The sequence below is a fragment of the Desulfosporosinus youngiae DSM 17734 genome, from assembly GCF_000244895.1.
Taxonomy (GTDB): Bacteria; Bacillota; Desulfitobacteriia; order Desulfitobacteriales; family Desulfitobacteriaceae; genus Desulfosporosinus; species Desulfosporosinus youngiae.
Genome location: NZ_CM001441.1, coordinates 3,859,556 through 3,883,852, shown reverse-complemented (window position 1 = coordinate 3,883,852; position 24,297 = coordinate 3,859,556). Strand labels below are relative to the sequence as shown.

The window sequence follows — 24,297 nt, the reverse complement described above, 5'->3', positions numbered from 1 at the left end:
TTCATGCCCTATCTTTACAGAGGGGAAGCTGTTGGACAGGAAGGGATGCCTTGGGTTACAATGAACTGGAATAGATTTAGGAAGTAAGTTCATAAGCCCCGAAGGAATCATGACATAAATGGCGGGAGGCAGTAATATGCAGATAAAGAGTAAAAAATATTGGGACTATGTTAGCATTCTTAAAGAAGAATTGGTTCCCGCCATGGGGTGTACCGAACCAATCGCTCTCGCCTATGCTGCCGCAAAGGCGAAAGAAGTATTAGGTGTCTTGCCCTCCGGCAGCAGGGTAGCCGTAAGCGGCAATATAATCAAAAACGTGAAAAGCGTTATTGTCCCCAATACCGGGGGGCTAAAGGGTATTGAGGCAGCTGTGGCGGCAGGAATTATAGCCGGAAACCCATCCAAAACCCTGGAGGTTTTGTCGGACATCAAGGAAGAGGATAAGCCCCGTATCCAGGACTATCGGGAGACCCATGATATTCGCATTATTCCCTATGAAGGAGACCTTGTATTCTATATTTCTGTAACCGTATACGCAGGGAACTCCTATGCTACGGTTGTCATTGAAGACTATCATACCAATATCGTTTACATTGAAAAGGATGGAAATGCTTTATTCCGTTCAGAAGCAGAATTGAATAACGTTAATCTAACCGATCGCGGAGCCTTAAATGTAGAGGAAATCCTGGCATTTGTAGATATGGTTGATTTGACGGATATCGCGGATGTGATCGGGCGTCAAATAGAGTACAACAGCGCCATTGCGGCTGACGGTATGAAAAATAATTGGGGTGCCAATATCGGAAAGGTGCTTGTAAATACCTATGGGGATGATGTGAAAATCCGGGCAAAGGCGATGGCTGCCGCAGGTTCGGATGCCAGAATGGGAGGGTGCGAAAAGCCGGTCATCATCCTTTCCGGAAGCGGAAATCAGAGTTTAACGGCATCACTGCCGGTTATTGAATATGCCAAAGAGCTTAAAGTATCTCAGGATAAGCTTTTTCGGGCAGTGGCCCTGGCAGATTTAATCACCATTCATCAAAAAACCAGTGTTGGAAGACTATCCGCTTTTTGTGGAGCTGTTAGTGCCGGCTGCGCCGCCGGAGCCGGAATTGCTTATCTTTGTAATGGCGATTATGATGCCATTGCCCATACGGTTGTAAACGCTCTGGCCATTGTTTCCGGTATTGTATGTGATGGGGCAAAATCATCTTGTGCTGCAAAAATCGCCTCTGCGGTGGATGCTGGGCTTATTGGCTTCAGCATGTATCAAAGCGGCCAGGAATTTTGCGGTGGGGATGGCATTATAACAAAGGGCGTGGATAATACGATTGCCAATGTCGGACGGATGGCCAGTAAGGGCATGCGTGAAACCGACAGCGAGATAATAAAGATTATGGTAGAGTGCCGGTAATTTTCACGTTGATTTGTGATGGCAAATAAATCTCGAAAAATCAACCAAGTGGCGTGGCGTTAGGAAGGCTAACAAGTGCGAAGACAATATCTTTGCACTTGTTAGCCAAATTTTCTAAGTATAGACTTGTTAGCCAGGTTTTCTAAGCACAGTTATTCGCTTCCCTTCGCGGTATCTGATCCCCTAGTGATTCCCGGCTTTCCGAGTTATCAGGGCCTCCACAAAATGGTGGGTTCCCAGCAGCAAGACCCCCAGGGTCATGCCCCCAAGCCCGAGAAAGTAGAGGGCGGGCACAATGTGTTTGCAGCTCATCAAGACCATGCTGAGCAGGCATAAGGCCATGCCCCATACCTGGGCCCTGGTCATGTACAGTCCGGCATATTTAACCCTGTGATCGTCATCTTTAGCCGGAAACTCCAGCCAAATCCGGTTCCAGACGAGAGCGAAAAGGACGGTGAGGGTTGCTCCCCAGGCCATGTAGAGGGGAAACAGCCAGGCGGGCATGGGCAGCGGCAAAACAGCCGGAATGACGGCGGTGGCTGCCGCCGGAGGATGATCCGCGTCAAAAACCTGCATCAGCACAGCGGCGTAAAGCAGGGTTAGACTGAGTTTAAGGGGAATAACAAAGTCCGTGTCCCCTGCCAGCAATTCTCCTGTCCAAACTCCCGCCAGCCCGCCGATGGAAGAGACAAAATGTCCCACAATCACCGGTTTGGGCCGGGCCACCCGCAAGTAAACGCAACTGGAATTGATAAAGCAGGTTGCCGCCAGGGGCGGAAAGAGCACGGCTATTCCCGCCGCTTTGGAGAGAAGGCTGATGGCGGCAAGCACCAGGCAGCTGCCAAGGGAGCCCCAGACAAGGCGGGACAAGGAAATGACTCCCGGACGGTAAACGTCCCTCTCAAATTCTCTGCGGCAAATGGACCTGACTCTGATCTGCACCGAATTTAGTTTCTTAGGCACTTAGTGTTCTCCCTCCAGACCAAGCTTTGGCTTAACGGCAGCGATTTGGCGGGTAATGAGAGGTCTAAAGGTCCCAGTTCAGTTTTTTTCTGGCGGCCTTAAAGTCGGAGATGATCATCTGAGCGACTTTTTCCGGGTCCGGGTCAACGTTCATGCAGGAGCCCAGCAGTTCTCTTGTGCCCCCGTAAAGGAAATCCCTGACCTTTTTCGAGCCTTGTACCGGAGCATGGACACAGTGGTAGGAATCGAAGCCCAGCATGCGGAAAGCCAGGGCCGCTCCCACGCCTTTCTCGTTGGACCATTCCGGAGTTACTTCGGCAAAGGGCAAATCTTTGAGGGGATGGCCGAGCAGGCCGGCCAGGGCAGCGAAGGTGCCAACGGCATGGGCGTTATCAATGCACTCGCCGAAATGCCAGACCGGGGGCATATCTGAACCGAGAAATTCCTGCAGACTGCTTCCGCATTTATCCTGTCCCTTGACCGAGCAGTAGCCGAGCTTGGCCATGGGAAAGGAGGCACAGCCGTTGGCAAAGATAAGGATGTTATTCTTCAGCAGGATGTCGGCAATATCCACAATGGCCTTTTCAAAGACGATGCGGGTGTTTGTGCAGCCGGCTAAGTTGATGATGCCGAGAATCCGGCCTTCCTTAAGAGCGCCGGCAATGGGCTGGAGGCTGCCGCCATAATACTCGCTGAGGTACTCCGGACCGAATCCCACTTCCGCTTCCACTTCGTAGGGAGGGATATGTCTCTTCACGTCCAGCCGGTTTTTGAAGCTTGTGATGGCGCGGGTTACAATTCTGTCGGCTAATTCCGGCAGGCGGTCCAGGTCGGAGAGATCCCGCTTGTAGCCGATATGTTCCGCTCCCGGCAGGCGGTTGGATTCGTTGGTGGTGACCACCACTGTTTTAAAGCAGTTGGCCACATCCATGATCCCGGGGAAAACTTCCTGGATGTCGGCCAGCCAAAGATCCAGGGCGCCTGTGGCCACGACCAGCTCGGCGCCGTTGGCGTTGGAGAGGGGAATGACCCCACCCAGGCGGTACATGGTTGACAGGCCGGAACAGCAAATTCCGTAAAACTGGATGCCCTGAGCTCCGGCCTCCCGGGCCATAGTGACGAATTTGTCCGTTCGGGCCGTTTTGATCACTTCTGTGGCAAGCATGGGGGCGTGACCGTGAATGGCGATATTAACAAAGTCTTTTTTCAGGGCCCCGACGTTGGCCTTGACGGTACTCCGCTTGGGAATGCCGAAGAGACAGTCGCTGGCGATGGAACCGCCCACCACGCTGTTCATGGAAAAGGTAATGCCTAAGCGCAGGAACTGATCCATCATTTTGCGCCAGTCCCCTTGAGTTGCCACGGTGGTAGCGTGCAGGGTTTCAAAAACTTCGTGATAGGAGCTGATGGGAGTGATGCCAAGCTCCTCCCAGACCTGCTGACGTTCGGGCGAGGCCACGGCAGTGAGGGTTCTATGCCGGCCGGGCACCGTACGGCTCATATCTGCCAGCAAAATATCCGCAATTTCGCCGGCCAGGGCTGCGACGGTCTTGCCCGAGGTTTCCAGTCCGTACATGTTGGCCACGGCGAGCACTTTGTCCTGACCCAGGATAGGGAGCTCGATCTCTCCCGAGGCGGCCTTTTTCAGGGTTAACATGACTTCACGGGCGCGCGCTCCATGGGCTGCCACTCCTCCGGCTGCCGCCCGGGCCAGGTTGCGGGCTACAATGAGATCGGCATTGGCTCCGCAGGTCCCCCGGGGAGACTTCTCGGTTATCTTACATGGACCCAGGGAGCAGATGCGGCAGCAGACGCCGGCCAGGCCAAAGGCACAGTGAGGTTTCTGCTTGTCGAAACGGTCGAAACAGTTTTCGCTGCCGATACTGTCCATGTAGGCCACCATTTCCCTTACTGCGGGATCGGGAGCCTGGGCCATGACGTCGGCTTTGCTGGCGAAGGACTTGCGATACTCTGTGACGGCGCTCATGTAGTCGGTAAAATCGTTATCGTGGTGATGGTGGTCATGATTGTGGTGATGGTCAGGGTCAAGGTGGTCATGGTGGTGATGGTGTTGATCAGCTTCATGGGTATGGGAATGTTTCTTCTCTTCCATGTCGTTACTCCTCTCTAATTTAAAGGTGCGGTTTAGAAACTGGGGGGATCTGAATGGCAGGCTGGCAGCATTTTCACAGCATCAAGATATCCCCTTTGTCTTTAGAACAAGTACTTTTGCAAGTGCTGTGCCAGAGTCATGGGCTGGGGAAATACCAGCAATGAGAGGGGATAGGGGATTTCTGGAACAGCAAAAACACGAGGACAGCGACAAAATTCCGTTGTTAGCAACGGAATTTCGTTGTTGTCCTCGTGTTTTAGTGGCAGGCAGAGCAGGGGTCAAATTCTTCCGCTGGTAAGAGAGCCTGCCGGGGGATGTTGGAGCCGGATTTGCTTCAGGGTGGGGCGTGTGAAGCTAATTGCAGTTGTGCCAATGCTCAAAGGTGATTCCCATCTTTTTCAGGCGTGAAAGGAGAGTGGTCGGCTTGAGCCCCAGTTTTTCGCTGGCGCTTCTCTGTCCGTAGACCTTGCCGTTGCAGACCCTGAGGGCCTCGATCATATTTTCCTTTTCCAATTGACGTATTTCGGCGTCAGTTAAGATAATGCCCTTGCCCGCAGGAGCTTTGCTGTGGTTGTCGGAGACGGGTGCGGCGGTGCCGGTTTCCGAATGGGTTATGGCGTAAATCCCCGAGTCCAGCTTCCCCAAATGAGACGTAATCACTGCCCGCTCAATGACGTTTTGCAGTTCCCGGATATTGCCGGGCCAGTCGTATTGGGTCAGGGCGTCCATATCCCAGGGGGTGAGGCCGGGTTTCGGGCGGTTCAGTCTTCGCGAGATAAGAGCCAAAAAGTGGCTGACCAAAAGGGGAATGTCCTCTTTGCGGTCACGAAGAGGAGGGAGAAGGAAGGGAAAGACATTAAGGCGGTAGTAAAGATCTTCACGAAAGCGCCCTGCCGCCACTTCCCGCCCCAGGTCCCGGTTGGTGGCGGAAATGATGCGCACGTCAACTTTGCGGACTTTTTCCTCGCCTACCCGCTGGTATTCACCTTCCTGCAGGACGCGCAGAAGCTTGCCCTGCAGTTCCAGGGGGATCTCGCTGACCTCGTCCAGGAAGAGGGTTCCGCGGTCGGCGATCTGAAAAAACCCCTCCCGGTCTTTGTGGGCTCCGGTGAAAGCACCCCGGGTATGTCCGAAGAACTCACTTTCGAAAAGATTCTTAGGGATAGCGGCACAATTAACTTTGATCATCGGATGCCCGGCCCGCTTGCTTCCGGCGTGGATTTCCCTGGCGATGAGCTCTTTGCCTGTGCCCGATTCCCCGCTGATCAGCACACTGGTGTCGATGGGCGCAACCAGAAGGATCTGGCGTAAGATTTCCCGGAGGGCCTTGCTTTGACCGATGATGCCGCTGAAAGACTGAGCGGTGTTGACTTCCGCCCGCAGGTAAGCGTTTTCATTCTCAATTTGTCTTTGCAGGCGTTTGATCTCCGCAAAGGCCCGGGCATTGGCCAGGGCATAAGCCAAATGATCGGCGATCATGCGCATAAGTCCCAGGGCTTCCTGGTCTAAAGGGATGCGCGTAAACATGGCCAGAACGCCCAGGACTTCATCTTTGCAAATTAAGGGCTGGCCGACGAAGCTGGTGATGCGTTCTTTTTTCACCCAGGTCTTATCGGCTATCCAGTCGGAGCTGCCGCTGATGGCCGAGATGTTGCCGGGCTGGCCTGATGAAGCAATGCGGCCAACCTTGCGCACTCCCATGGGGAAGCGTCTGAAGGCACCGTGCTCGATGGTGTTCCAGGCCGTGGTATTGTCCAGAGAGCGCCCGCGGCTGGCCGTCAGGTGGAGGCAGCGGCTTTGGTCCCGGCAGGCTGCGTATTCAGTGCAGGTGCTGCAAATATCCCCCGGGGCGATCATCCAGACTCTGGCCAGGGCTACATTAGGGGTGGAAGCCAGAGAGGAAGTGACCAATCGCAGCAATTCATCCACCGAACGCTGTTGGGCCATCTCCAGAAGCAAGTGCTGAAAACTTGTGAAATCTAAATTAAAGTTGTTTTGCGTCATAGGGCACCTCCAAAGCTGAAGGTTTCACTGATTTTCGGGAGGAGAGTTTATAAGCTGAGTAAGCATTAGGTACAGTGCAGGGAAAAGAGGAATAAATTTGATTGGCTGAAAACTAAGGGGGGAGCTGAAGCTTGGGGTGGATAAACTGCAAAAAAGCTGAGCTGCTCTTCAGGATGTAATGTGACTATATAATATATTCTGTTAAAGTTAATATTTTCCTGCCTACTCATTGAGAAGTGCCTTTGAATTGTCAGGTGATTGTCTGGGCAAGTGTATTTTTGGATTAGGGCCGAGTACCCTGGGTCAGCCTTCTATCCCATCCTGATTATGCTATTTGCCAGAGAGCGCTGATGAAAAGAAATTTGCCAATAAATCAAAAGGTGGAGAAATTCACTGCTCTTCGGAGGACCATCGCTTGTTTTCGGCTCAAATTCGGAATCGATTCCGAATTTGAATTACTATGGCCAGAGGCGGGCGGTTTGGCCTCATGCTTTTCAAAGAGGCGGGCAGATTTTATCCAAGTGCAGCCCTTGGGCCGAAAAAATCAACCGCCATCGGCAGGCGGGGCATTTCCCGTCTGGCGGGCTTTAATACAGGGGCGGGATCATAGAGAGCCGTTGTTGTTGAATCCGTGATTGTAATATCTCGTTTGCCGATCAACTTACCGCTGGTGGTGAGAAACATATTTTTGATAATCAGTTCCATAGCGGCCTCAGTTTCCGCGGCGGTCAGATCTTCCCGTGGTGCCGGCAGCGTAAGAGTAAATCTCCCTTATGCTGGTTCTTGACCGGCCAAGCATTGGTCTATCTTGTTATCTTATGCACCTTGTCCGGCAAGGGTTACCCTTGTCTAGGGGGACTGGTTACAAATAATGGCAGGAACGCAAAGTGCCTATGCGCTGTGCGGTCTTGCCATTATTTTTGTCACAAGTGAGGGCTTGAACACATAGGCTAGGGTAAGGTTGTTCAAATCTGCTTTGTCTGCCGGCCACCGGGACAATTCAAATTCGGAATCGATTCCGAATTTGAACTACACCCAGGTAATTATCCTCCTGGGAGTTCCCGGGGAACGTAAGTTATTTAAAATAGCCTCTGAGCGCGACGAGTTGAGAAAACAGAAGTCAAGCATCAAGACGTTGCAGGGGAAACTGGAGGCTGACAAGGAGGGCGAGGCTGTGAGTCGGCGGGTGTATGCCAATAATAGATAGGACATTAGGGGTGGTTATATGAGTATTCCGTTAAAAGAAAAGGTCGTAAAAGAATTAGAAGATTATCTGAAAACTGACCTTTACCAAGTTCCAAGGAGTCTGATATTTTTTAACGGCATTTTAAACGATGGAAGTACTGTGATTATTTGTACGCCACAGTCTAAATTATATCCGAGGAGATGCGGACGTACTGACCTAACCACTGTTCAAGTGTCTATGTTGGACAAGGCTGACCATTCGATACTTGCTTTTCGGGTAGAAGGTAATCAAGTTTATTACTTGGACTTCCGTAACCTGAAGCCCTATCTTACGGAGGAAGCAGCTTTTTACAACAACGAACGAAGAAGGACCTTTTGGAAACTTTATATTTGGTCTGACCGCATTCAAATATTACGGAACAAGAACAGCCTGTCAATATCCCCCAATCGCTTAACAGAGTTGGGAGATTATTATCAGGCCCCCTGATCCTTCTTATAATAGCTTTCCATCTGATTTTATGGATAAGTATAAATGGGAATATGATTTGGAGCGTGGATTGAAATCGCATGATGTATAGGGCACCCTTGACAATAGGTAACCGGTTACGCATAATATTAAGTAACCGGTTACTCATTTTTTAAAAAGGCCACAAAGGCAGTTTTTTCTCCGGAAGTGCAGGAAAATCAGAGAGAGGCTGGGCAGTCCGCAAACCTATACAGCTTTTATGGGAGGACTATTGATGAAGGATATTGAAGAAAAGGCCTATGTTTTCGGCACTATATTCACACTCGCCAACAAGCTGCAAATTCTTGGCGATAAAATGGACCCCCGGCTGACAGTCAAGCAATGGCTTCTTCTGGCCGGCGTCCTAAGATGTGAAAGCACCGCACCCACGCTTTCCGAAGTCGCCGCGCGCATCGGGAGCTCGCGGCAGAATGTGAAGAAAATGGCAGCCCTTCTTGAAAAACAAGGCTTTGTTCTGCTGGAGAGGGATGGGGAGGATGCCAGAATGCTGCGCATCAGCTTGACTGAGGCGAGCAGAAGGCATTTGCAGCAGCGCGAGGAAATGGAACTTCGTTTTCTTGAGGAAGTGTTTCAGGGCTTTGATTCCCGGGAACTGTTGCATTTATCGGCTATGATCGGAAAGCTTGAAAAGAACGTAGGTGAGATGGGGCGTAAAGATGCGAGGAAGGAAGTATAGGACGATGTGGATTGGGATTTTAACGGTATTTTCTCTGCTTGTGGGAGTTGCGGTGTTCTGGCGCTTGCCTTTTTCTCCGGTTAAAGCGGATTTTGAGCGCCGCGTTGCTGAAAAAATCAAATCAGAGGCAGGTGCTTCCGGCGTGTTCACTGAGGCGGACATTGAGGGACTGCCAACACCTGTCCAGCGCTATTTTCGCTGCTGCGGGTATCTGGGAACGCCTAAAATGACCTATATGAAGGCTTCTCTTGACAATGTGGATTTTGTGATGTCCGAGAGCAAACAGATAAAAATTGACTATAAACAGTTCAATCTTGCCCAGCGGCCGGAACGGTTGGCGCTGATTTCCTCTTCTCTGTCAGGAATCCCTTTTGAGGGGCTTGATTCTTACGAACAGGGCAAGGGAGGTATGAAGGGGAGGCTGGGGAAAGTTATCCCCTTATTTGACCAGCGGGGGGAAAGCATGGACCGCGCCTGTCTGGTGACCTGGCTTGCCGAGTGTCTGATGGTTCCCAATGCGGCGCTGCAGGAGTGTATAAAATGGGAGCCGATGGATGATACCTGCGCAAAAGCGGTGGTTACCTGGAAAGGCCTGTCGGCAAGCGGGGTTTTTACCTTCGCGGCAACAGGAGAATTGATTGCCTTCCGCACAAAGGACAGAGCGGCGATTGATATGAAGGGCCGGGAAACTCAAGCCGATTGGTCCGCTTTTTTCCGGGAGTATCATCCGGTGAACGGGATTTTGCAGCCGGGGGTCATTCAGTCCGTCTGGCACTACCAGCAAGGAGACTGCGTTTACTTTAATCAAAATGAAGCGCCGGTTGCCATCCGCTACCAATAGTCGAGGGGGAATGCAGATGCCAAAAAATAAAAAGTACCCTATAGCGGCTTACTGGAATTTGGGGACAGCTATCGGACTCTGCGCAGCAGTGGGGATTTTCCTGGGGGCTTTGCTGAACAATCTGGTTCTATGGTTAGGAATTGGTGCAGGTATCGGCGTGATACTGGGAGCAGTGACGCAAAAACTGCGGCAGTAGCATAGGAGACAGAGGCGGTTATTCTGCCATGACCTCTCAACGCCCACAGCTGAGAGGTTTTTTCAGTGTGTTGCAGAAGGCTTTATCACTGGAATGGGGGAGCAATTCAGTATGGAAAATGCACTTAGGTTCCCATTGACGTTTTGAGAATAATCTGATAAATTACAATTAACCGGTCGGTCAGCCGACTGATGAGGAGGCTTTCAATTTAATGGGTTTGAAAGAAAATACAGAACAACTAGTAGACATGCGCCAGCATATTCTCACCGTAGCAAGTGGATTAATGATTGAAAAAGGTGTCAAACAAACCAGCCTTAAAGACATTGCCCAGGAAGCTGGGATCAGCAAAGGGACATTGTATTACTATTACTCAGCCAAAGAAGACATTATCTATGACATCGCAAACCATAACTTAAAACAAATTACGGACGGTCTGCTGGCCTGGATTGACGATGCCAATACAAAGGCGGCTCCTGAACAAATCTTGAAAACAGTATTTGAACAAATATTGGCGGCTGAAACGAGGGGAAAACTTCACCTTTATCTTTTTAGCGACGCAGGAACAACCAATACTGCTCTGAAAGAAAAATTTAAAGAACAGTATAAAGAGTGGAGAAAAACTTTGAGATATGGTTTAGATAAGGTTTTACCATCTCAGAACAATAAGAACGAAGTGCTTTCCTACTTAATCCTGGCTGCCCTTGACGGGCTGATTATTCAAAAGCTGTTTGGAACTGAGGCTATTCCCGTTGAAGAGATTGTCAAGCTGCTGGTAAGTGCTGAATAGTTTTTAACAGCCTATATCTAAGGCTGGAAATTGTTTTCGTAGTAGGTCAGCCGACCGACTGATAAGATACGGAAATTGTAAAAGAAAGTGAGACGATCAAAATGAAAAGGTTGTATTGCAGATTGTATCAGAGGTCTTTACAATTAGCATCTTATTTCCTTCCCTGGCGTAAACCCATATTGTTGGAAGGGGAAAACAGTTTAAGCAAGCTGCCTGAGTTAATACAGAGCAAAAGCATTAATAAGGTTCTGGTTGTCACAGATCAGGGAATTTTTTCATTAGGACTGATGAACGGTTTTCTTAAGGACCTCACCCGGGTAGGGGTTAGGTATATTGTCTATGATAAGACAGTCCCCAATCCTACGATTGATAATATTGAAGAAGCCCTCAAATTGTATCAGGAAAATCAGTGCGATGGTATTGTGGCCTTTGGCGGTGGTTCTCCTATGGACTGTGCCAAAGGTGTCGGAGCCAGAGTTGCCAATCCCCGTAAGAGTATCTCGCAAATGAAGGGAGTACTCAAAGTAAGGAAGAAACTCCCCCCGCTGTTTGCTATTCCCACCACAGCCGGGACGGGAAGTGAAGCCACTATTGTCGCTGTCGTTTCAGATCCCCGAACCCGTGAAAAATATCCGGTTAATGATACGGCACTTATACCCCGCTATGCCGTCCTCGACCCGCTGCTTACTGTCGGTTTGCCGAAGAACATCACTTCGACAACAGGCTTGGATGCCCTTACCCATGCCGTGGAAGCCTATATCGGCCGAAGCAATACAAAGGAAACCAAGGAATTTAGCAGGAAAGCAGTGCGCTTAATTTTTGCTAATCTCTATGTGGCCTATTCTCAGGGCGGGAACGTAAAAGCCCGGGAGAATATGCTGAAGGCATCCTATTATGCCGGAGTGGCTTTTACCCGCGCCTATGTGGGATATATTCATGCTCTGGCCCATGCTTTGGGTGGGTTTTACGGAGTCCCCCATGGATTGGCCAATGCCGTCATACTTCCTTATGTCCTGGAATACTATGGGGAAGCGGTCCATGGACGGCTGGCCGAATTAGCCGATGTCCTGGCAATTGGTTCACTTGGGGATACCCATGAGAAAAAAGCAATTATGTTCATAGCAGCCATCAAGGAGCTGAGCCAAAAAATGAATATTCCACAAACCATTGACAAAATTGTTGACCGGGATATTCCTTTGCTGGTAGAGCATGCCTGGAAAGAGGCTACTCCTCTTTATCCCGTACCCAAGCTTTTGTCTAAGAATGACCTGAGCAGCATCCTGCAGCGGATCAGCGCAGCCAACAAGGAGGAGATTTAAAAATGTTGGATATTAAAGAAACGCTGGAAAAACAAAGAGCTTTTTTCGAGACCGGAAAAACCAAGGATCTTCAGTTTCGGGTTGCTATGCTGAATAAACTGCGGGAAGCCATAAAAAGCCATGAAGAGGAAATTATGGCTGCTTTGAAAAATGATCTGAATAAAGCGCCCTTTGAAGCCTATGCCACAGAAGTCGGCATGGTGCTGGAAGAAATCAACTATACCCTTAAGCATATCTCAAGCTGGGTTAAGCCCAAGCGTGTGAGGACTCCCTTGGTGCACTTTCCCTCTTCCAGCTATCTCTATACAGAGCCCTATGGATCGGTTTTAATCATATCACCCTGGAATTATCCCTTTCAACTGACCCTGGCCCCCCTGGTCGGCGCAATAGCGGCGGGAAACTGCACGGTTCTTAAGCCATCGGAGTATTCGGCCAACACCTCGGAAATTATTGAAAGGATAAGCAAAGAAATCTTCGCCGAGTCTTTTGTGGCAGTTGTGCGCGGCGGCAGAGAAGCCAACCAGTCCCTGCTCAAAGAAAAATTTGATTATATTTTCTTTACCGGCAGTACTGCCGTAGGGAAAACAGTGATGGAATCCGCTGCCAGGCACCTGACTCCGGTGACGCTGGAGTTAGGTGGGAAAAGTCCCTGTATTGTTGATAACACTGCCGATCTTGAATTGGCGGCCAAACGAATTGTATGGGGAAAATTTCTGAATGCCGGACAGACTTGTGTTGCCCCGGATTACCTGCTTGTTCATGGGAGTATAAAAGAAAAGCTCATCAGGGAGATGAAAAAATACATTGCTAAGTTTTATGGAAACAATCCTCTAACCAATGAGGATTATCCCAAGATTATTAATCAGAAACACTTCGAGCGGCTTTTAGGATTGCTTAAAAGCGGACGGGTTGTCGAGGGCGGACAATTTGAAGAGAAAACAAGGCAGATTGCGCCGACAATTCTGGATAATGTAACCTGGGAAAGCGCGGTGATGCAGGAAGAAATCTTTGGACCGCTGCTCCCTGTTTTAGAATTTGAAAGTCTCGATGCCGCGCTTTCTCAGGTCAATCAGCATCCCAAACCTCTGGCCTTCTACTTGTTTACCCGAAGTAAGGAAAATGAGACTCAGGCAATTCGCAGGTCCTCCTTTGGCGGTGGTTGCATAAACGATACCATCATCCACCTGGCCAACCCTAATCTGCGCTTCGGAGGTGTGGGAGAGAGCGGCATGGGGCAATATCACGGTAAAGGAAGTTATGACACCTTTTCACACTTGAAAAGCATTATGAAAAAATCCAATAGGCTGGATGTTCCTCTCCGCTATCCGCCTTTTAAAAATCATTTGTCTCTGCTCAAGAAATTTATGAAGTAATAATTGTCAAAGCCCGTCTGCGTATGGTAGACCTTGCCCAGTGTCCATGTTAATACATCAAAGAAGCAGCAGGTGAAGAATTTTGGTAAGAACCTAAGTTGGTCCTGATTTTCACGATTGAAAATCAGGACCAACTTTTTTAGATAGCACTATTTGTTCCATGCTTACCTGTCCAGCGTAATTTTTTCGTAACTTTATTTAAATTTTTTGTAAAGCACCGGATCATAAAACTTGTTATGATTAACAAAAGCAATTTTTACCATCAATAAGGACTAAAAGTAAAGAGGGATTTGCCATGCCTTACAAAATCAACCATAGATTCAGAAAACTTTGCGGAGGGATGATTCTTGTTGTTTTCTTGCTGAGCGGATTGGCAGTGCTGACCGGCTGTGCTCCGGCAGAATCCGGTACGACAGGAGGCCAGGATCTCAATGTTTCCGCCAGTACAGGATGGGCCATTATTGAGGGGAACCTGTGGAAAACAACGGACGGCGGTCATATCTGGAAGCAAACGGCGGACCGCTTCGCCGGCGGAACGGCCGCTGGGGCCGGGATGAATCTCAACGGAGCCGCTTTTAAAAACCGGGGGGATCTGGCTTTTATCTGGCGAGGGATACTCTACGTACTTTACGGCGGCAGCGGTGAAGTGAAACAACTGTCTGATTCCGGTCAAGCCTTTTATCCAACCTGGTCTGCCGATGGCCAATGGATTGCCTTTTTGACGTCAATGGCGAAAAACATGCTTTTCGCCATGCCGCAAGGCGATGGGGAGCGGGGAGCGGCATCCGCCGGCAGTGCGAATATGGACGAGGGCAAGCTTTGGCTGGTCAGCCGGGATGGCCGGGAAAGCCGCGTGATCCAGGGTTTGCCGGAACTGCCCATTGTGCCGGCGAGGATTTCCTGGTCGCCGGCCGGAAGCATCTTAGCGGTACAAGGTCAGGGTGAAATCTGGCTGGTTCCCGCCAAGGGAGAACCGTATCAGGTCCCTGGAACGGAAAAATTTTCCGGTCTCAGCGGCTGGTCCCCGGACGGGAAATCTCTGGCTTGCTACAGCGAACCGACACTGTCTCAAAAGGACAAGATTTCCGGAGAGCGCCGGATGATCTTTTATTCCTATAATCTCGATACCGGCCGCTTGACAACGACCGGGCAGTTGGAAATGCCCGCCGGGACCGGGACTCTCTTCGCCGCCTGGCGGCCTGATGTCCAAGGGATGCTGTACTGGCCCGACCCTGCCTACTCGGCTTCGCTGGCGGCGGACGGCTTGGAATTACATAGCCTGAGATGGGGAGAATCCCAGCCGCAAGTTCTGCCTTGCGGGCTGGGATACCGGCCCTGGCTTTCTTTTTTCCCGGATGGCCGGCTATTGATGGTTGCCGGCGGCGGACGCTCTAATTGGTCGGAGAAAAACCTGGCTGTGTGTGAGCTGGAAACAGGAAATACCAAAATCCTGCCCAATCCTGCAGGCAGCGTGGCCGTGGACCCGGCTCTGTCCCCGGACGGAAAGCAGATCGCCTTTGTTGCCGCCCAAAACCTCGGCCGGGAGATGGGAGGATTCAGTGAACCCGGTCAACTGGAGGACTGGGTTGCTACCCGGACGCTGTGGCTGGAGAACAGTGACGGTTCCGGTGCCCATCCGCTTAAAGCGGCTGGCGGCGGTATTTATCAGCCGTCCTGGAGCAACGATGGAACGGCCATTCTATACGTCCGGGACAATTCCTTATGGCTGGTTGAAGTCGATAGTGAAAAACCGCAAAAGATTATTGGCCCTTTCCCGGATTGGAGTAAAGACCTGTTCGGTTATTACGGTTATGTTTGGCACGATAATTTTGCCTGGTTCTCAAAATGAACCTATGGGCCTTGAATGGAGGTAAGTTACCATTGAAGCCGACAAGAGGATAACGAAAAGCAAGCATAGTGTTATTGTTTGGATATATTGTCTTAGATTCGGCCCGGCGGAAATAGAGACTCGGAGTCGAATAGCCAAGGGGAGGATGAATATGAACGCAATTGTCCGGTCTATAACGCGGCCGGGAAAAAAGGCTGCTGGAGGAAGGATGCTCTTTCTCTGTTTACTTATGACTTTTTTGCCTTTAACGGTCGGTTGTTCGGCCCAGCCCCTTCAGATTCAGCCAAAGGAGAAAGCCGACAGGTTTGCCCTGGCTGAACAGGAAGGGCAGTTTAGCGCGGTCAAACGGTCGGTGGACTGCAAGGGGGCGCAAGTGACCATCGAAAAAATATTGCTGGATAAAACCCACACCTTTCTGGTTGCCGCCGTCGCCGGAGAAGCTCAAGGATTTATGGATTCTCTCACCGTGGATCTCTTTGGGGATCAGGACCAGGACCTGGGGCGCTGCGATTTTACCCAAAAACTGCCGGACGGTAAGGCGCTGCTGACCTTTGACGCCCTGGCCAAAGCTCCCGCCGCTTTACGCCTGGAATTTTTCGGCGGTCCGGTGGGTTATGGCGGGAATATCAACCTAATCTTAAATGATATCCCGTTTCACCTGGCCGACGCCAAGTACTTCAGTGAATACCTTGACCTTGCGGCCTTGGAGGAGAAAGGGTATCGTCTGGAAATCAAGTCCTTGGAGAATGGGCTCAGTGAAACCGGACTGCACTATCGGCTGACGGCTGCGGGTGACTACGATGGAGTCGAACACGGCTGGTTATCCGGTTCTTATCAGCAAAGCTATCCGCAGATTTTATTCCTGTCTGCAGGCGGTCAAAATTTGGAGCCGCATTTGCCTTATCCTTTTGCTTCCGCTCTCTCTTACACAAGGTCCCTGAACGGAAAGGCCTGTGTCGGCCATGCTTACTTCGACAGAGCAACGGCCGGTACGCTCCAGCTCAAACTGACTGATCTTTACAGCGATTATAACGTCGACGCAATCATCCTTTTAGACGGGATCACGGATCAACTGGAGATCAACCGGAAAGTGCCGGTCCATAACCACACTATCGAGCTGAAGTCTCTAAAACGCGGCAAAGACAAAGGGTGCTGGATCCTAAGTTACCGCATCCTGGACCGGGCAGGCAACCTGGTGGACGGCGCCATTGACGCCGGGTTCTATCAGAAGCGCGATAATTACAGGAGGCCCAATCCCGTATGGGGAGACAGTTTGCCGGGGCCGGCCGGCCAGGATCAGGAGCTGGTCTTAAACACCGGCACACCCTCACCGGGCGAAGCCGATTTCCCCGAGGGCACGGATTTAAAAATAACCAGGCTGGGGATCAGGCAGGAGGATGCGGTCCTAAACATTGATCCGGACAACTTGCCCCAATCGGCTGCCGACAGTGCCGAAGCGCAAATCATGGCCGTTGTCCGGGACTATTACACAACCTATGGCCAGGCCTTAAAGAGCAACAGTCTTAGCAGTATGACGGAAAAATACGGCGAGCTCCAGCCGACCGGCCGGAACGGGGACGGGATTAATGACTGGCGGCGCGGGTTCCAGGTCTGGAGCCCCCTAGGCGTCAAAGAGTATGCCGTGGTTTTTGATGATCCCATTGTGCTGGTTAACGGGGGCACAGCTACGGCCGACATCAGGGTTCAGGAGAAGATCCTCCGCGCTGACGGCGATTCCGCCGCGGTTTATGCTGTAGTATTTTCTTTGCTCCAAGAGGATGGAAGCTGGAAAATCACCAAGGTTGACGAAGTGACGGATGCGGAAACGGGGATGTAAACACGTTGTGCGCCATAGCCTGCGGCTGTTACGGGGAGCAGGCTTTATCAGCGGAATAAGCCTGTATCTTCCTACAGAAGGTATGGAGAAGGGTATAAAAAAGGGCATGGAGGAAGGCATGGAAAAGGGCAAACTGGAAGTGGCAGAGAATTTGCTGGGGCTGGGTATGGATGTAGACATGATCAAGGCTACAGGATTGGCTGAGGAGGAAATCAGGAAATTAATGAATTAAGACGGAAGGCCTGTGGTCTTGGGCTGCATTAAGCAGTCCAAGACCATTTTTATTGTCAGGATGAGGATATTGGAAGAGGACTTTGAGATAGCCACTCCCTACTTGGGAGTGTGGATTGATATTTATTCAATAAATTTGCTTCTTGCCAATGTCGTGGTCGGAGAAACCTCACAGAGTAAGTCTGAAAGGCTGCTTTTGTCTTGGTCACAAAATATGGATATTTTGAATTCAAATATTAAAATTAGTATTAATGGGAGGTCAGTTTATAACTTTGGTCGTAATGAATAATCCAGAGCGAATTGAGCCGTAATATTCACGTAAGTCCTTAAAGAGCAACAGCCTTAGCAGTATGACGGAAAAATACGGCAATCTCCAGCCGACCGGCCGGAACGGGAACGGGCTTTTGACATTGTTCAGATCAGATTATTGAACAATCATCCTCAGGCAGAAATCCGCAGGAATTTAGGCGAAATATTCGATATTTATGTCAGAAAGTCCAAATTGTTTCGTATTAGCTGGTGATAAGCTTCTCAAGGAATGGATGAAGGTGGCGGAAAGATGGAGATCAATGATACCAATTTTGTAGCCCAATTGCAAAAGAAGAACAGAAGAGCATTGGAATTTGTCATGGAGACCTACGGGAATCTGGTTTACAGTATTGTACGCAAGGTGCTTCAGGCCGGCTTCGGCGACTCTGATGTTGAAGAATGTCTGAACGATGTTTTCCTGTCTGTGTGGAACAACATGGCAAGTTTTGACGAGAGTAAAGGCAACTTCAAAAGCTGGATTGCTGCCGTCTCCAAATATAAAGCCATTGATTATCGGCGGAAGCTAAGTAAGCGGGACTCTGTAGAATGGGCTACGGACAGGGAATTATCGGCGGAGCTTACGCCGGAAAATATTCTGGTATCCAAAGAAACCAGGAAAGAGCTTTTGGCGGCTATCCGGGATATGAATGACCAGGACAGGGAGATTTTTATCCGGCGTTACTTTCTTGCCGAAGACATCGAAAACATCGCCAGAACATTTTCTGTGGACAGAAATGTCGTGGATCAAAGGCTTTCCAGAGGCCGGAAGTTTTTAAAGGAAAAACTGGTCGCGAAGGGGGAGAGGCTCTGATGGAACACTTGAAATTTTATCTGGAAGAAAAGGATATCTACCGGCTGTTGAATGAAGTCAGGTTTGATCAGAGCGAAGGGGAGCCGGTGACCGATGAAATGCCGAAAAGCCTTAAGGACAAGGTCAGGAAAAATGTTCAGAAAGAAATCAGGAATAAAAACTATCTGCAGAAGGCAAAAAGAAGTTTAATCGCTGCCGCCGTATTGCTGGTGATATTGATAAGCGCCGGGACGGTGTCACCGGCTGTAGCCAGGAATATTCCGGTCATCAATTCAATTTTTAAGATCTTTAATGATAAATTCGGAACCTACCAAGAGTATATTCCCTATTCTCAACTGGTGGATAAGAGTGTCACCGATCAGGGCATAACCTTGACCATTAATGAAGCTTTGGCTGACGATTCTACCCTGGTTTTAGGGTATACCGTCAAAAGCAGCGGCCAAATTGAGGATTTACAGCTGGCCGGGGCCATGATAATGGGAGATTTAAGGATTAACGGCAGTTCGCCCCAAGGAGGCGGCTTTTCCGGAGAATATCTTGACGAAACAACCTACGTCGGCGTTGCTAGTATAACTTATCATTCTCCGTCGGCTGCGGATATATTGAAAATTGATTTAAATGTAGATGAGTTTATGGGCGTCAAAGGTCATTGGGATTTTTCCTTCACGGTGGCCAAAACGGAACTGGTCCGGAAGACCAGGGTATTTAAGACCAATCAACAAGTGGATTTACCGGAAGGCCTGGTGACGGTAGATCAGGTGGTGTTGACACCGATCGACAGTACGATTCACTTCAGCGGCAACTACAAAGACCAAGACGCCGTAACCAAAGCCATGGATAGGGTAGTTTACTGGTGGTTTGTTTTTGATGACCAGGGAATAGAGCTCTCCTCGGGAGGCGGCACTTTCGGCGGTAATAACGCTCCTTACGGCAAGGATTTCCAGGGAACAGCTAAATTTCAGGCCGTAAAAAACCTTCCCCGTTCCCTTACCATCGTTCCCTGCAGGTTTCCGGTTGTCAGCGGCGACAGTGCCAACTCAGAGAATCCCGCCGAAAGTCTTAAAGCAATTGACGGCAATTATCCGTTGGAGCTTTCTCAGGGGAAGATGGGGAAATTAATCATTAAAAATATCACTACCGCGAAGGGGGAAACTGTGCTTCGTTATACGGCTGAAGGCAAAGCGCCTTATTTTCAGGCAACCAACTTATATTTAAAAAATGCCGCTGGGGAATATATCCATCCCCAACGATATGATATCAGAAGGGATGAAAATCACCCGAATGACTTTACCATGGTATTTCCGGCCCTGGATTTAAGCCAAGGGTACAGTGTCGGCACATCTCAGTTTGCCACGATCGATTTTATGGAGGATTTAAAAATTAAGATCGAGCTTCAGAAATAGGGATTCCTGCCGGTTCAGGAATCGCTGGAGTAGATATCCGCCCAAGCCAGCGTGTCGTACATCCCGAACAGCATGAAAATATGCATATCGCCGGTAAAAATATCCACAGCGTGCAGGGTGGAGGCAAATCCGTAGTCGCGGGTAAAATAGCTGTCCGGCGAGCCAAGTAACTGACCCTCTTCTTTGCCTGACGGGAACTTTTTAATCACGTCTGCATAAGCATCGCCCAGCTTGATGCCGCGGAAAATCACATCGGGAAATTCGCGGATGTTGATGCTCATGAGATATTGGCTTTTGTCATCGCTCTTTTCCTTGGAAGGGGTGCGGAATGTATAGCTCCAGCCGTCTGCATTGACGAGGGTGTAATCGGCATAGCTGTCTTCATGGTACTCATAGGCGCTTTCAGGCAGATTAAGCAGTTTTTTGGCTTCGTCCAGGGTCATGCCGATGGAAAGCCCGTGAAAGGATTTTAGTTCAGCGGGGCTCACCTTTTTTGAGTAATCCGTCTCTTGGGGCGGCGGGGCAAAGGGTCCTTCACGGGGTATCAGCGTAAATTCGCTGAACTTTAAATAATACGACCCTCCCTCCGGGACCCCGGTGAAGGTCGTCTTCACGTCCAGCCTATGGTACGTCTCCATTTCAGGGTCCCTTTCAAGAATTCTGCGGTCAAAATCGGGCCGCGCGCCGTCTGTTGGGATTTGGTACAGTTTAAAAACCGCGCTGCAGCTGCCATCGCCGTTATCGGTAAGCTGCTTTAAAAGCAGCCGGTGCACTCGTACCACGTCCTCAATCACACTGCCAAGCTGTACATCTCCGTTTGACGCCGCACCGGAGATCCCCGTGCTGTATCGTTTGGGTTTTATCCCGAAGTACTTCATCAAGACATCATCTATCTGCTTCTTCGTGCGGATATTGGCCGGCTTTCCGTCCGCCGGCTCGGTGTTCATAAAGGCAAAGTATATTATATCGTCCTGCAGTGTATTTTCGTTGACAGTAAATATTCTGTTGTCCACCAAGGTGTGGTGCTCCACAAAATAGTTGTAGTATTTCAGTATAACCGGGTCTGCCGGCTCCGTTTTAGCCGGTGCTGTCCCAGCCCGGAGCTTTTCCGCATTACCGGCGGGCTGTGTATCCGCCGGCGTTGAAACGGCAGACATTTCGGAAGACGGAGGCGTATTTTCCGCCTTATCAACGGACGGAACCGAGGGTACGCAGCCGGACAGCAGCATGGCAATCAGCAAGGATGTACACCATACTTTGTTTTTCGTATTTTTTATGCCACTCCATTTTTTTACCGCAGTTATACTCATTGCTCCTCCTTGATGGCGTTTATTTCAAATGAAAACGCCCCATATTCGCGCAGTTGCCAGAGTCGCCTTGTATCTGATTGTGAATAGTTTACTATAAGAGACAAAAGCTGTCACATTAAACTTAAGGCACAATTAGCACATATGCACACTTATACAGTTATCTCTAACTTTTTAACCGCCTCAATATTTGGCTTAGTATTGGCAGAATCATTGAAACGCTTACTTCAAGTAAGGGAATAAATATTTTCTGTATTATCGTATTTGGACGGTTGACTTGCCGGCTCCCAGGCTAATATTATGAGAGGGGAGGGAAAAGCCAGATGGAAAACGATAAATTTCAAGAGTTTATGGCAGATCAGTTTGCTAAAATGTTTAAGGAAATGCAAGGGTTAAGGACTGAGTTAAAGGGTGACATGCAAGAGCTAAGGACTGAATTAAAAGGTGAAATGCAAGGGTTAAGGACTGAATTAAAGGGTGACATACAAGCGTTAAAAAGTGACATAGTTCGTTTGGAAGATAAGTTTGATAAACAGATCAGTGCCCTACACGATTTTAGAGTCAGCCAGGATCAGGTAAACAACGATAATAAAGATGCTCATACCACCTTTGGGACAAAGATTGAGGAGCTGCAACTTGAGTCAAGAATTACGGATGAAAAATTAGATGAGATTGCCGAGGACGTTAGCTATTTGGCTAAAAAGTCTTTTCGACAAGAGAAACAATTAGCAAAGCTGAATGTTGGGCTAAAGTGATGAATGCTACAGGGCTGGCTGAAGAGGAAATCAGGAAACTAATAAAATAAGGCGGAAGTTCTGTGGTTTTGGGCTTGCAGCAAGCGGTCCGGGACCATTTTTATTGTCATGATAAGGATATTCAAGACGGTTGACCTGCCTGTCAAAATCTAAAACAATATTGTTAAAACGACTGATGGCATGGAAACATTCAGACATATAATCATGAGACTCAATCTGTGTAGTCATGGGGTTATACTCCAGGCCCAAACCGCTGACAAATCCCTTGGCTGCTTTCTCCCATTTAACATTGGGATACGCGATTTTATGAGCATTGAAATTACCTACAGCGCCATTAAATTTACCAAGATACTCAAGTGAACGAATTAGCTTTAGTTGTCGGTTCCATCTATAAACAAATATTGCCAGTTCCTTCCCAATAGTAGTTGGCGAGGCCGGCTGTCCATGAGTATGGGATAACATTGGAACATCTTTTAATTCTTCTGCCATCTCAGCAACTTCATCGACAAGTTTTTTCGCCGCCGGTAACCACGCATCATTCATTCCCAGCCATTACGGAAATCTGCAATACATAGGAGGGCAGTCTAGCTTCTCCCCTCGTCGTATCAACCTCAGTAAATAGTGAATAAATTGATTTTTCAGGAGGTTACAGTCTAGTTAAAAATGGTGAATTGGGTTTGTCCCCATACGCGACACGTGGCGCGTATGGGGACATGTTTGTGCCGGGTTGCCATGTTTAGCCGGCGGATAAGAAAATAGTTAAGGCAAAAAAATTTCTGGCAACATTAGTACAAATGTACTAATATCTGATCGGCACAAATCTCTAAATTATTCGGTCAAAGAAATAAGGAGGGAGCGGTTATGGAACGTAAAAATCCAAGTCGGAAGGATAAGAATTCAAGGGCTGAGGGTCTTGAGGATCGACCACCCGATGTCCCTGGGCAGGGCCCCGGAGGAATTCCGGCAGGCCCGGGCACTAAAGGGCCGGGGAATTCACCGCTGGGTAATCCCCTAGGCACGGTTCCTGTGGTAAAATTGATTGTGCAATTTTCAATTCCTGCAATTATAAATACCTTGATTAATGCCATATATAACATAACGGATCAGATTTTTATCGGTCATGTGGTGGGTATGCTTGGTAACGCGGCCACCAATATTGCCTTTCCCGTTACAACCTTCCTGTCCGCTTGTGCCCTGATGATCGGCCTGGGCACTGCGACCAATTTCAACTTGAATTTAGGAGCCGATAAAAAGCAGGATGCTCTCAGATACGTGGGCAACGGTATCAGCCTGATGCTGATTTTGGGCTTGGTTATAACCGGGGCGACCCTTTTATTCCTGAAACCTTTGCTGATTCTTTTTGGGGCGACGCCGCAAATCCTGCCCTTGGCGGCAACTTATCTGGGGATTACGGCCCTTGGTATGCCTTTTCTTCTTTTTGCAACGGCCTGCTCCGCCATAATACGCGCCGACGGCAGCCCAACCTTTGCCATGATAACCCTGTCTTCCGGTGCCATCCTGAATATTCCCTTGAATGCGCTTTTTGTGCTGGTTTTGCAATGGGGAATTGCCGGGTCGGCTTTGGCTACTGTTTTAGGGCAGATCCTGTCCTTTGTTTTAACCGTTGTTTACCTGACAAAATTCAAAGCCGGCAATCCCGTCAAGGGGAATTGGCTGCCCAGGCTGAGCTATGTCAAGGGTATTGTCACCCTGGGGGCCGCCGGTTTTTTAAACCATTTTATTATGATGCTGGTCCAAATAACCATGAATAATACGTTTACCCATTACGGTGCTTGTCTGAATATGGCAGTGAACTGCCTCTGGCCGTCATTGGAGTTATCTCAAAGGTCAATTTTGTCGTCCTTGCCTTTGTAATCGGCATTGCCCAGGGAACTCAGCCGATTATCAGTTTTAATTATGGAGCAAAGAATTATCCCCGGGTCAGAGAAGCCTATATGAAAGCCGCGGCGGGCATCGTGGGCGCTTCAGTGTTTTTCTTTTTCTGCTTCCAGCTTTTTCCCCGACAGATTGTGGGGATATTCGGAGAGGGGAGTGAGACTTACTTTACCTTTGCATCCCAATATATGCGTATTTTTATGCTGATGATGTTTATCAGCGGTATTCAGCCTTTAACTTCCAACTTTTTTGTCGCCACAGGGAAGGCCAAACAGGGAATTTTTCTGGCCCTCACCCGTCAAGGACTATTTTTATTGCCTCTTCTGATTATTCTGCCTCTCTGGTTTGGCATTGAAGGAGCAATTTTTGCGGGACCTATCGCCGATTCCCTGGCTGTCATCGTGTCCCTGTCATTTATCAGCCGGGAGCTGAAAGCAATGAAATCTTTCCGGTCCGGTGAGAAGCCGGGGGAAGCTTAAGGAAACTTAAGGCCGGGTGATCG

General features: G+C 49.3%; 22 protein-coding genes and 1 pseudogene. 17 read left to right on the top strand and 6 right to left on the bottom strand.

Translation table 11 applies throughout. The features are described 5' to 3' along the window. Nucleotides 1-136: 136 nt before the first annotated feature. On the top strand, nt 137-1,414 hold the full coding sequence (locus DESYODRAFT_RS18090; RefSeq protein WP_007785307.1) for an L-cysteine desulfidase family protein: 1,278 nt from the start codon (nt 137-139) through the stop codon (nt 1,412-1,414). A gap of 183 nt (nt 1,415-1,597) precedes the next feature. Here DESYODRAFT_RS18090 and DESYODRAFT_RS18085 read toward each other — a convergent pair whose 3' ends face one another. The 4 genes and pseudogenes from DESYODRAFT_RS18085 to DESYODRAFT_RS29995 form a co-directional block, all read right to left on the bottom strand. Next, entirely contained in the window at nt 1,598-2,377 is a 780-nt protein-coding gene (locus DESYODRAFT_RS18085) for an HPP family protein (RefSeq protein WP_007785305.1), read from the bottom strand. A gap of 64 nt (nt 2,378-2,441) precedes the next feature. Then, nucleotides 2,442-4,490 (bottom strand): anaerobic carbon-monoxide dehydrogenase catalytic subunit, encoded by a 2,049-nt coding sequence (locus tag DESYODRAFT_RS18080; RefSeq protein WP_007785302.1) that lies wholly within the window; start codon nt 4,488-4,490, stop codon nt 2,442-2,444. Nucleotides 4,491-4,844: 354 nt separating this feature from the next. Then, nucleotides 4,845-6,494 (bottom strand): sigma-54-dependent Fis family transcriptional regulator, encoded by a 1,650-nt coding sequence (locus DESYODRAFT_RS18070; protein ID WP_007785301.1) that lies wholly within the window; start codon nt 6,492-6,494, stop codon nt 4,845-4,847. Between the two features lie 513 nt (nt 6,495-7,007). Further along, a pseudogene (locus tag DESYODRAFT_RS29995) lies at nt 7,008-7,250 on the bottom strand (DUF2922 domain-containing protein); the annotation flags it as partial. A gap of 205 nt (nt 7,251-7,455) precedes the next feature. Between DESYODRAFT_RS29995 and DESYODRAFT_RS29810 the strand changes: the two are divergent. The 13 genes from DESYODRAFT_RS29810 to DESYODRAFT_RS17995 all read left to right on the top strand — a co-directional run bounded on the left by DESYODRAFT_RS29810 (nt 7,456) and on the right by DESYODRAFT_RS17995 (nt 19,837). Further along, nucleotides 7,456-7,701 (top strand): DUF3102 domain-containing protein, encoded by a 246-nt coding sequence (locus DESYODRAFT_RS29810; RefSeq protein WP_157137209.1) that lies wholly within the window; start codon nt 7,456-7,458, stop codon nt 7,699-7,701. An 18-nt stretch (nt 7,702-7,719) separates the two neighbouring features. Continuing rightward, nucleotides 7,720-8,166, top strand: a complete 447-nt coding sequence (locus DESYODRAFT_RS18055; RefSeq protein WP_007785299.1) for a hypothetical protein — start codon at nt 7,720-7,722, stop codon at nt 8,164-8,166. Between the two features lie 253 nt (nt 8,167-8,419). Then, nucleotides 8,420-8,881, top strand: a complete 462-nt coding sequence (locus DESYODRAFT_RS18050) for a MarR family winged helix-turn-helix transcriptional regulator (protein ID WP_007785298.1) — start codon at nt 8,420-8,422, stop codon at nt 8,879-8,881. A 4-nt stretch (nt 8,882-8,885) separates the two neighbouring features. After that, on the top strand, nt 8,886-9,722 hold the full coding sequence (locus tag DESYODRAFT_RS18045; protein WP_007785297.1) for a DUF6544 family protein: 837 nt from the start codon (nt 8,886-8,888) through the stop codon (nt 9,720-9,722). 16 nt (nt 9,723-9,738) lie between these two features. Beyond that, nucleotides 9,739-9,918, top strand: a complete 180-nt coding sequence (locus DESYODRAFT_RS18040; protein WP_007785296.1) for a hypothetical protein — start codon at nt 9,739-9,741, stop codon at nt 9,916-9,918. A 211-nt stretch (nt 9,919-10,129) separates the two neighbouring features. Continuing rightward, on the top strand, nt 10,130-10,705 hold the full coding sequence (locus DESYODRAFT_RS18035; RefSeq protein WP_007785293.1) for a TetR/AcrR family transcriptional regulator: 576 nt from the start codon (nt 10,130-10,132) through the stop codon (nt 10,703-10,705). 101 nt (nt 10,706-10,806) lie between these two features. Continuing rightward, a complete protein-coding gene (locus tag DESYODRAFT_RS18030; RefSeq protein WP_007785291.1) occupies nt 10,807-12,024 on the top strand; it encodes an iron-containing alcohol dehydrogenase in 1,218 nt (405 codons plus the stop codon). 2 nt (nt 12,025-12,026) lie between these two features. Continuing rightward, entirely contained in the window at nt 12,027-13,397 is a 1,371-nt protein-coding gene (locus DESYODRAFT_RS18025) for an aldehyde dehydrogenase (RefSeq protein ID WP_007785289.1), read from the top strand. Between the two features lie 295 nt (nt 13,398-13,692). Further along, the gene (locus DESYODRAFT_RS18020; protein WP_007785288.1) at nt 13,693-15,246 is read left to right on the top strand and encodes a TolB-like translocation protein; all 1,554 of its coding nucleotides are present in this window, start codon (nt 13,693-13,695) and stop codon (nt 15,244-15,246) included. 151 nt (nt 15,247-15,397) lie between these two features. Next, entirely contained in the window at nt 15,398-17,083 is a 1,686-nt protein-coding gene (locus tag DESYODRAFT_RS18015) for a Cif family virulence factor (RefSeq protein ID WP_007785286.1), read from the top strand. A 7-nt stretch (nt 17,084-17,090) separates the two neighbouring features. Then, entirely contained in the window at nt 17,091-17,315 is a 225-nt protein-coding gene (locus tag DESYODRAFT_RS18010) for a hypothetical protein (RefSeq protein ID WP_007785284.1), read from the top strand. 558 nt (nt 17,316-17,873) lie between these two features. After that, the gene (locus DESYODRAFT_RS18000) at nt 17,874-18,434 is read left to right on the top strand and encodes a sigma-70 family RNA polymerase sigma factor (RefSeq protein WP_007785280.1); all 561 of its coding nucleotides are present in this window, start codon (nt 17,874-17,876) and stop codon (nt 18,432-18,434) included. Beyond that, nucleotides 18,434-19,837 carry a DUF4179 domain-containing protein gene (locus tag DESYODRAFT_RS17995; protein WP_007785278.1) on the top strand — a complete coding sequence of 468 codons (1,404 nt, stop codon included), beginning with the start codon at nt 18,434-18,436 and terminating at the stop codon, nt 19,835-19,837. The genes DESYODRAFT_RS18000 and DESYODRAFT_RS17995 overlap by 1 nt, the downstream gene beginning before the upstream one ends. 14 nt (nt 19,838-19,851) lie before the next feature. Here the strand turns inward: DESYODRAFT_RS17995 and DESYODRAFT_RS17990 are convergent, their stop codons facing one another. After that, entirely contained in the window at nt 19,852-21,147 is a 1,296-nt protein-coding gene (locus DESYODRAFT_RS17990) for a hypothetical protein (protein WP_007785276.1), read from the bottom strand. Between the two features lie 320 nt (nt 21,148-21,467). Between DESYODRAFT_RS17990 and DESYODRAFT_RS17985 the strand changes: the two genes are divergently transcribed. Next, on the top strand, nt 21,468-21,899 hold the full coding sequence (locus tag DESYODRAFT_RS17985) for a hypothetical protein (RefSeq protein WP_007785274.1): 432 nt from the start codon (nt 21,468-21,470) through the stop codon (nt 21,897-21,899). A gap of 30 nt (nt 21,900-21,929) precedes the next feature. Here the strand turns inward: DESYODRAFT_RS17985 and DESYODRAFT_RS17980 are convergent, their stop codons facing one another. After that, nucleotides 21,930-22,442 (bottom strand): lyase family protein, encoded by a 513-nt coding sequence (locus tag DESYODRAFT_RS17980; RefSeq protein WP_242833483.1) that lies wholly within the window; start codon nt 22,440-22,442, stop codon nt 21,930-21,932. A gap of 318 nt (nt 22,443-22,760) precedes the next feature. On the opposite strand from DESYODRAFT_RS17980, the gene DESYODRAFT_RS17975 reads away from it, so the two are divergent. Continuing rightward, on the top strand, nt 22,761-23,774 hold the full coding sequence (locus tag DESYODRAFT_RS17975; RefSeq protein WP_345788195.1) for an MATE family efflux transporter: 1,014 nt from the start codon (nt 22,761-22,763) through the stop codon (nt 23,772-23,774). Beyond that, nucleotides 23,693-24,274: an MATE family efflux transporter gene (locus DESYODRAFT_RS29805; protein ID WP_345788194.1), complete on the top strand. Its 582-nt coding sequence runs from the start codon at nt 23,693-23,695 to the stop codon at nt 24,272-24,274. The genes DESYODRAFT_RS17975 and DESYODRAFT_RS29805 overlap by 82 nt, the downstream gene beginning before the upstream one ends. Nucleotides 24,275-24,297 lie beyond the last annotated feature (23 nt).

Bases quoted from the DNA above. Each gene is read 5' to 3' on its own strand.
- DESYODRAFT_RS18090 (WP_007785307.1), top strand. From the start codon at position 137: ATGCAGATAAAGAGTAAAAAATATTGGGACTATGTTAGCATTCTTAAA.
- DESYODRAFT_RS18080 (WP_007785302.1), bottom strand. From the start codon at position 4,490: ATGGAAGAGAAGAAACATTCCCATACCCATGAAGCTGATCAACACCAT.
- DESYODRAFT_RS18070 (WP_007785301.1), bottom strand. From the start codon at position 6,494: ATGACGCAAAACAACTTTAATTTAGATTTCACAAGTTTTCAGCACTTG.
- DESYODRAFT_RS18055 (WP_007785299.1), top strand. From the start codon at position 7,720: ATGAGTATTCCGTTAAAAGAAAAGGTCGTAAAAGAATTAGAAGATTAT.
- DESYODRAFT_RS18050 (WP_007785298.1), top strand. From the start codon at position 8,420: ATGAAGGATATTGAAGAAAAGGCCTATGTTTTCGGCACTATATTCACA.
- DESYODRAFT_RS18045 (WP_007785297.1), top strand. From the start codon at position 8,886: ATGTGGATTGGGATTTTAACGGTATTTTCTCTGCTTGTGGGAGTTGCG.
- DESYODRAFT_RS18040 (WP_007785296.1), top strand. From the start codon at position 9,739: ATGCCAAAAAATAAAAAGTACCCTATAGCGGCTTACTGGAATTTGGGG.
- DESYODRAFT_RS18035 (WP_007785293.1), top strand. From the start codon at position 10,130: ATGGGTTTGAAAGAAAATACAGAACAACTAGTAGACATGCGCCAGCAT.
- DESYODRAFT_RS18030 (WP_007785291.1), top strand. From the start codon at position 10,807: ATGAAAAGGTTGTATTGCAGATTGTATCAGAGGTCTTTACAATTAGCA.
- DESYODRAFT_RS18025 (WP_007785289.1), top strand. From the start codon at position 12,027: ATGTTGGATATTAAAGAAACGCTGGAAAAACAAAGAGCTTTTTTCGAG.
- DESYODRAFT_RS18020 (WP_007785288.1), top strand. From the start codon at position 13,693: ATGCCTTACAAAATCAACCATAGATTCAGAAAACTTTGCGGAGGGATG.
- DESYODRAFT_RS18015 (WP_007785286.1), top strand. From the start codon at position 15,398: ATGAACGCAATTGTCCGGTCTATAACGCGGCCGGGAAAAAAGGCTGCT.
- DESYODRAFT_RS18000 (WP_007785280.1), top strand. From the start codon at position 17,874: ATGGAGATCAATGATACCAATTTTGTAGCCCAATTGCAAAAGAAGAAC.
- DESYODRAFT_RS17995 (WP_007785278.1), top strand. From the start codon at position 18,434: ATGGAACACTTGAAATTTTATCTGGAAGAAAAGGATATCTACCGGCTG.
- DESYODRAFT_RS17990 (WP_007785276.1), bottom strand. From the start codon at position 21,147: ATGAGTATAACTGCGGTAAAAAAATGGAGTGGCATAAAAAATACGAAA.
- DESYODRAFT_RS17985 (WP_007785274.1), top strand. From the start codon at position 21,468: ATGGAAAACGATAAATTTCAAGAGTTTATGGCAGATCAGTTTGCTAAA.
- DESYODRAFT_RS17980 (WP_242833483.1), bottom strand. From the start codon at position 22,442: ATGAATGATGCGTGGTTACCGGCGGCGAAAAAACTTGTCGATGAAGTT.
- DESYODRAFT_RS17975 (WP_345788195.1), top strand. From the start codon at position 22,761: ATGGAACGTAAAAATCCAAGTCGGAAGGATAAGAATTCAAGGGCTGAG.